Annotated in this window: 7 protein-coding genes; 5 read left to right on the top strand and 2 right to left on the bottom strand. The window is 74.4% G+C overall.

Annotation, left to right across the window (positions count from 1 at the left end; all coding sequences use genetic code 11):
• Window positions 1-39: 39 nt before the first annotated feature.
• The gene (locus BI06_RS32950) at window positions 40-255 is read right to left on the bottom strand and encodes a hypothetical protein (protein WP_030394750.1); all 216 of its coding nucleotides are present in this window, start codon (window positions 253-255) and stop codon (window positions 40-42) included.
• Between the two features lie 306 nt (window positions 256-561).
• Here BI06_RS32950 and BI06_RS32945 point away from each other — a divergent pair, with 306 nt between their 5' ends.
• The 3 genes from BI06_RS32945 to BI06_RS32935 all read left to right on the top strand — a co-directional run bounded on the left by BI06_RS32945 (window position 562) and on the right by BI06_RS32935 (window position 3,344).
• Entirely contained in the window at window positions 562-1,128 is a 567-nt protein-coding gene (locus BI06_RS32945; RefSeq protein ID WP_030394751.1) for a DJ-1/PfpI family protein, read from the top strand.
• 336 nt (window positions 1,129-1,464) lie between these two features.
• Complete coding sequence (locus tag BI06_RS32940) at window positions 1,465-2,715, top strand: serine hydrolase (protein ID WP_158516495.1); 1,251 nt, start codon at window positions 1,465-1,467, stop codon at window positions 2,713-2,715.
• Window positions 2,716-2,780: 65 nt separating this feature from the next.
• Window positions 2,781-3,344, top strand: coding sequence for a gamma carbonic anhydrase family protein (locus BI06_RS32935; protein WP_051742463.1), 564 nt, complete (start codon window positions 2,781-2,783; stop codon window positions 3,342-3,344).
• 29 nt (window positions 3,345-3,373) lie between these two features.
• Here BI06_RS32935 and BI06_RS32930 read toward each other — a convergent pair whose 3' ends face one another.
• Window positions 3,374-4,636, bottom strand: a complete 1,263-nt coding sequence (locus tag BI06_RS32930; RefSeq protein ID WP_082558861.1) for an MFS transporter — start codon at window positions 4,634-4,636, stop codon at window positions 3,374-3,376.
• Window positions 4,637-4,856: 220 nt separating this feature from the next.
• Here BI06_RS32930 and BI06_RS32925 point away from each other — a divergent pair, with 220 nt between their 5' ends.
• Window positions 4,857-5,093: a DUF2277 domain-containing protein gene (locus BI06_RS32925; protein ID WP_043474460.1), complete on the top strand. Its 237-nt coding sequence runs from the start codon at window positions 4,857-4,859 to the stop codon at window positions 5,091-5,093.
• A 72-nt stretch (window positions 5,094-5,165) separates the two neighbouring features.
• Complete coding sequence (locus BI06_RS32920) at window positions 5,166-5,402, top strand: DUF6296 family protein (RefSeq protein ID WP_043474457.1); 237 nt, start codon at window positions 5,166-5,168, stop codon at window positions 5,400-5,402.
• Window positions 5,403-5,460 lie beyond the last annotated feature (58 nt).

The following is a 5,460-nucleotide window of genomic DNA, read 5'->3' as shown; positions in this document are numbered from 1 at the left end:
GCCCGGCAAGGACGGTAGGTGCGGCGAGGCGGGTGCGGCTCAGCCCTGGACCTGGCAGAGACCGTAGGACTTCTCGGCGTGCAGCAGCGCCTCCAGGTCCCCGTAGCCGAGCTGCTTGTAGGTGTAGTACGCCACGGTGTACTCGACATCGCAGCGCTTGCCGGCGGCGGAGGCGCCGGGCGCGACGGAGATGCCGCCGATCACGGCGGTCGCGGTGACCGCGAGCACGGCGAGCGAACGGGAGAAACGGGTCATCGGAGGATCCCTTCGAGGTGGTCCCCGGGGCGACCGGGCTGCGCCGATTCTGACCCGGCGGGCGGCCGCCGTCCCATCCCCGGATTCTGGGACGGGCCGGGCCGGAACGAGCCGCAACCGGTGTGTCCGCAGGGGCGCGTGCTGCGGCAGGCCGGCGTGCGGGGGCGCATTCGACGGCGTGGATGCCCGGTGCGCCCCGTTGCGCGGGTGTGGCGGGTGCGGGAGGTTGGTGCCGGCCCGTGCCGGGCACACCGGCCCGGGCCGGCACCATGTCCGACGATCGATCGATTCGGAGGGATGTCGGCGATGGCATCGAAGATCCTGCTCGTCACGGGGGACGCCGCGGAGTCGCTGGAGGTGTTCTACCCGTACCAGCGGCTGCGCGAGGAGGGCTACCAGGTCGACATCGCGGCACCGTCCCGCAAGCGGCTGCAGTTCGTGGTGCACGACTTCGTGGAGGGGTTCGACACCTACACCGAGAAGCCGGGCTACACCTGGCCCGCCGACCTGGCCTTCGCCGAGGTGGACCCGGCGGACTACGTCGCGCTGGTGATCCCCGGCGGCCGCGCGCCCGAGTACCTGCGCAACGACCCGGAGGTGCGGCGGATCGTCCGGCACTTCTTCGAGAGCGAGAAGCCGGTCGCGCAGATCTGCCACGGCCCGCTGGTGTCGGCCGCGGCCGGGGTGCTCGGCGGGCGGACCAGCGCCGCCTACCCGGCCCTGGAGCCGGATGTGACGGCGGCCGGTGCGACCTACGTGGACGGTGAGGCCGTGGTCGACGGCGTGGTGGTCTCGGCCCGCGCCTGGCCCGACCACCCGGCCTGGCTGAAGGCGTTCGTCGAGGTCCTGCGGGTGAAGGCCCCGGTCGCCTGACGCCGTTCTGGGGCAGGTGCCTCCGGCCCCGGTCGGAGGCACCTACCCCGAGGCGCGTCAGGGGTGGCCCGTACTGGAAACGGCCGTGACGGACGCCCGGATCTCGGTCCTGAGTCGGGGTGAGGTCGGTCCGTGGGCGGAGGAGATCCGCCGGTGTTCCTGTCAGAGTGTCAATTGCCGCAGTCGGCAGGGGTGTTGTGGGCACCCGAAGGCACTGACGTGGGAGGACGCATGGACGGGACGGCACGGAGCGGTATGGGCGGTACCGGCGGTACGGAGAACGCGGGGGGTACGGGAAGTACAGGGCACCGACGCCGCGGCACGGCCGTGCGCGTCGTGGCACTCGCGCTGGCCGGCGCGGGCCTGGTGGGCGTGACCGCCCCGACGGCCGGCGCGCTGGGCGCGACCGGACCGGGCGGGGTGACGACGGTGACGGCGACAAGTACGCAGGACGGCGCGGACGCAGGCCGGGAGGCGCGCCGGGGTGTCGACGCGCGGGCCCTGGACGCCGTCGTGCGCGGCATGGTCGACCCCGGCGGGGCCTCTGCGACGCTCGCCCGGGTGAGCGAGCGCGGCCGCACCGTGTGGAAGGGCGCGGCCGGCACCGCCGACCTGAGCACCGGAACCCCGGTGAACCCGGACGGCCTGTTCCGGATCGGCAGCGTGACCAAGACCTTCGTCTCCACCGTCGTCCTCCAACTCGTCGCCGAGGGGCGGCTGCGGCTGGACGACCCGGTGGAGAAGCTGCTGCCGGGCGCCGTCCCGAACGGCCGGAACATCACCCTGCGCCAGCTGCTCGACCACACCAGCGGCCTGTTCAACTACACCGAGGACGACCTCTTCGACCACGAGTCGGACCCCGTCAGGCTCCAGCAGTGGCTGGAGACCGGCCGATTCACCCGGTACACCCCGCAGCAGCTGATCGCCGTGGCCAACGCCCACCCGCCCTACTTCGAGCCGGGCCGGGGCGCGCACTACTCCAACACCAACTACCTGGTGGTCGGGCAGATCGTCGAGCGGGTCACCGGGCACAGCTGGCAGCAGGAGGTGGACCGGAGGATCGTCCGCCGGCTGGGCCTGACCCGCACCTTCATGCCGGACCACTCGACGACGATCCCCGGCCCGCACGCGCACGGTTACTACGACCTGCCGGCCGGGCCCGCGGACGTCACCGAGGTGGACCCGAGCATGGCGGGGGCGGCCGGCGCCGGGATCTCGACCACCGCCGACCTCACCACCTTCATCACCGCCCTGATCGGCGGGCGACTGCTGCCCCGGCCGCTGCTCGCCGACATGATGACCGTCACCCCGCAGAGCGGCAAGGACACGTACGGCCTGGGCCTCCAGCGCCTGTCGACGCCCTGCGGCCCGGTCTGGGGGCACGCGGGCGGCATCCCCGGCTACAACACCTTCGTCTACACCGACAGCGACACCCGTCGGCAGTTCGCCGCCTCCGTGAACGCCTTCGACATGTCGAACCTGCCGGCCACCAACACGGCCTTCCAGAACCTGCTGGACACCGGCACCTGCGGCGGCCCGCCGCCCACCGCCGCCGCCCCGGCCCCTGCCCCTGCCCCGGCCGACTGACCGTACCGGGCCGGATGCCATCATGGCCCGCACCTGATGGGCAGTCGTCACAAGGAGGACGAGAGATGGCAGAGCCGCTGATCGCCGAGGTCGGGGGCCGGGTCCCGAGGGTCGACCCGACCGCCTTCGTGGCGCCCAACGCCGTCGTCGTCGGCAGCGTGACCGTCGGCGCCGGGGCGAGCGTCTGGTACGGCGCGGTGCTGCGCGGCGACGCCGAGGAGATCACCGTCGGCCCGGGCAGCAACGTGCAGGACAACTGCACCCTGCACGCCGACCTCGGCTTCCCGCTGGTGATGGGGGAGCGGATCTCGGTCGGCCACAACGCCGTGCTGCACGGCTGTGTGATCGAGGACGACGTCCTGGTCGGGATGAACGCCACGGTGCTCAACGGCGCCCGGATCGGGGCCGGCTCGCTGGTCGCGGCGGGCGCCGTGGTGCCGCAGGGCATGGTGGTCCCGCCCGGTTCGCTGGTCGCGGGCGTACCGGCCAAGGTGCGCCGCGAGCTGACCGAGGAGGAGCGGACCGGCATCAAGTTCAACGCGGAGGGCTACGCGCTGCTGGCCGACGGTCACCGGGACATCCGGCCGGTTCCGGTCGCGGCTCCGGGGCCGGCGGCCGACGCGGTCTGACGGCGTCCGCCCGCGGGCTCGGCGGTGGCTCAGCGGGGGGCCGTGGTCCCCGCGCCGATCCGGTCGTCCGGGGCCGGCGCGGGGCCCGGCACCGGGGCCGGGCCCGCACCCGCCACCGCGCTCGGGAGCCCCGGGGCACGGGTCCCGGTGCCCCGCCGGGCGGCCGCCCAGGCCGCGACCGCGATCACCGCGCCGGAGGCCGCCAGGCCCGAGCCGACCAGCGGCGGCGAGGTCCAGCCCAGCCCGGCGTCCAGCGCGAGCCCGCCGAAGTACGCGCCCTGGGCGTTGGCCAGGTTGAAGGCGCCCTGCACGGTCGCCGAGGCCAGCGTCGGCGCGCCCCGGGCCTCGCGCATCACCAGCGTCTGCACCGCCGGGACGATCGCGAACCCGAACAGCCCCACCAGTACCACCGTCGCCGCCGCCGACCACTGGGCCCGGGCGGTCACGGCGAACAGCGCCAGCACGGCGGCGAGCAGCAGGAACGCGACGCACACCGTCGGCCGCAGCGCGCGGTCGGCCGCGTAGCCGCCGAGCAGGTTGCCGATCGTCATCCCGACCCCGAACAGCGCCAGCACCAGGGTCACCGACCCGGTCGCGAAGCCGGACACCTCGGTGAGCAGCGGGGTGATGTAGGAGTAGCAGGCGAAGAAGCCGCCGCAGCCGAAGACCACCGTGGCCAGCGCGAGCCACAGCTGTCCGCTGCGGAACGCGCCCAGTTCGTGCCGCAGGCCCGACTGCGCGGGGGACGGCAGGGCCGGGACCAGCCGGGCGATCGCCACGGCCCCCGCCGCGCCGATCGCGACCACCACCAGCATGGTCGCGCGCCACCCCAGGTGCTGGCCGAGCAGGGTCGCGGCCGGCACGCCGACGATATTGGCGAGGGTCAGCCCGGAGAACATCACCGCGACCGCCCTGGCCCGCCGGTCCGGGGCGACGAGCTCGGCCGCCGCGACCGCCCCGGCGCCGAAGAACGCCCCGTGCGGCAGTCCGGTGACCAGCCGGGCGGCGGCGAGGGTCCAGAAGTCCGGGGCGAGCGCGCAGAGCAGGTTCCCGGCGGCGAAGAACCCGGCCAGGGCGACCAGCACCGCCTTCCGGGGCCGCCCGGCCGCGAGCGCGGTGAGCAGCGGCGCCCCGATCACCACGCCCAGCGCGTAGGCGGAGATCAGCCAGCCGGCCTGCGGGATCGAGACGTCCAGGTCGGCCGCGACCTGGGGCAGCAGCCCCATGGCGGCGAACTCGGTGGTTCCGATGGCGAAGGCGGTGACGGCCAGGGCGACCAGCGCGAGAGGCAAGGGGGTGCTCCGGAAGAACGGGCGGCGAGGGACGGGGCGGCGGCGAACGGGCAGCGAGGAACGGGCGGCGGGCAACGGACAGCGACGAACGGACCGAGGGAAGTCGGGATTGTTCGGGCCAAATCCTAATCCGATCGGATGACGGCGCTGTGTGGTGCACAAGGCGGTCCCGTGACGGACGGGAGTCGCCTGCCGGGCGTTCGCGCGCAAGACTGGTGGCATGTGCCGCAGTATCAAGACGCTGAGACCACCCGTGACGCCCGACGTCACCGAGGAGGACTACCGCGCGGCCGCGCTCCAGTACGTACGGAAGGTGTCCGGGTTCCGGGCCCCGGCCGCGCACAACCGCGAGGCGTTCGACCGGGCCGTGGACGCCGTGGCCGAGGCCACCGCCCACCTGCTCGGCGAGCTGGAGGTGCGCGGTGCGCCCGCCCGTCCGGCCCGGGCCACCGCCTGAGGCCGGGCACGTGGAAGAAGCCGGGCAGGTCGACAGAGCCGGGCACGTCGAACAGGGAGCAGGAGGTCGGTGATGAGCCCCGTCACCCGTTACGCACTCACCTTCCCGGGCACCCCCGGCACCCAGGCCCCGCAGGACGTGGTCGTGGTCGAGCGCACCAGCGCCGTCGGGCCCGGCGGCCACCCGGTGTACGAGGACGCCAGCGGAATCGTCCGGGCCGAGATCAGCGACGCGGGGGAGGTCCGGATGCTCGCCACCGGCGGCCACCAGAACCCGCACGTCCCCGTCCACGCCCAGCCGCTGCCCTGACCCGGCCGGCCCCTCGGGCCCGGCCGGTCGCGCCCGCCGTCCCGGGCGGGGCCGTCAC

Origin of the sequence: Kitasatospora sp. MBT66 (assembly GCF_000710405.2) — a bacterium.
Taxonomy (GTDB): domain Bacteria; phylum Actinomycetota; class Actinomycetes; order Streptomycetales; family Streptomycetaceae; genus Kitasatospora; species Kitasatospora purpeofusca.
The sequence above is the reverse complement of the archived record's forward strand: the minus strand, read 5'-3'. Positions and strand labels throughout refer to the sequence as shown.